Annotated in this window: 1 protein-coding gene; it reads left to right on the forward strand. The window is 60.6% G+C overall.

All coding sequences use genetic code 11. From position 1 onward, the window contains the following. The coding region (locus GPA21_RS20170) for a putative bifunctional diguanylate cyclase/phosphodiesterase (RefSeq protein WP_168989845.1) at window positions 1-1343 on the forward strand (1343 nt) is incomplete at both ends.

The following is a 1343-nucleotide window of genomic DNA, read 5'->3' on the forward strand; positions in this document are numbered from 1 at the left end:
CCCTGAGTGTCAGTCCGGTTCGCGACGACCACGGTGAGATCCGGCATTTCATCGGAATCCTGAACGACGTGAGCGAGAGAAGACGTATCGAGGAGCGGCTCAACTTCCTGTCCAGCTACGACGAACTCACCCATCTGCCCAATCGTGGATTGCTCGACAAGCGCTTCGCGGTGGCAAGTGTAGACGCATTGAATAATGGCACGCTGATCGGAATCGTTGCGCTGGGCATCAGCCGCTTCAAGCACATCAACGACAGTCTGGGTCGTGACGTCGGGGATGAACTGCTGCGGGAGATCAGTCGGCGTCTTAGCCAATCGGTGCGGAGCCACGACACTGTTTCGCGCCACGGCGGCACCGAGTTCGCCTTGATGATTGTTGACCCCGGTCAGATCGATGATCTGCTTCAGATGGTCATGCCGGTCCTCGAGACCGTCAATCTGCCATTGGTCATCAAGAGCGAGAAGCTTCAGCCGGTGGTCAGCGCGGGCATCAGTCTGATGCCCCGGGATGGTGAAACCATGGAAGTGCTGCTGCGCAAGGCGACCATCGCCCTGCACCATGCGGAGCGGCAAGGCGTGAGCTACTGCATGTACACCGAGGCGATGGATCAGGAGGCTCAGGAGAGACTCTCTCTGGAGAACGCGCTTCGTGGCTCGCTTGAGCGTGGCGAACTGGAACTGCACTACCAACCCAAGGTGGAGCTGGTGACGGGGCGGATCGTCGGTGCAGAAGCGCTGGCGCGTTGGCGTCACCCCGCGACCGGTGAGCCGGTTCCGCCCGGACGCTTCATCCCGATCGCCGAAGAGAGCGGGTTGATCCAGCATCTTGGTGCCTGGGCCCTGCGCCAGGCCTGCCTCCAGAACAAGGCCTGGGCCGATGCCGGTTTGCCCCAGATCGTCGTCGCGGTCAATCTTTCGGCAGCGCAGTTGCGTCAGCCCGACCTTGTTGAAGGGATCACGGAGGTGCTCGCGCAAACCGGCACTGATCCCTCCTGGGTGGAGATCGAACTGACCGAAAGCGCGTTGATGGAGGATCCCGATCAAGCCAACGTCGTATTGACACGGCTGAAGTCGCTGGGGATGAGATTGTCGATCGACGACTTTGGCACCGGATACTCGAGTCTTTCGTATCTGAGCCAGTTTCCAGTCGATGTGCTCAAGATCGACGGCAGCTTCGTCCGCGGCGTGACGTCGGACGCGAGTGCGGAAGCGATCTCCACTTCCGTCATCGCACTGGCGCACCAGATGGGTTTGCGGGTCATCGCCGAGGGGGTCGAAACCGAGGAGCAGCTCGCGTTTCTGAATCGCCATGCCTGCGACGAGATTCACGGCTACTACTTCAGC

This window comes from Azoarcus taiwanensis, from assembly GCF_012910885.1.
In the GTDB taxonomy this organism is placed as follows: Bacteria; Pseudomonadota; Gammaproteobacteria; order Burkholderiales; family Rhodocyclaceae; genus Azoarcus_F; species Azoarcus_F taiwanensis.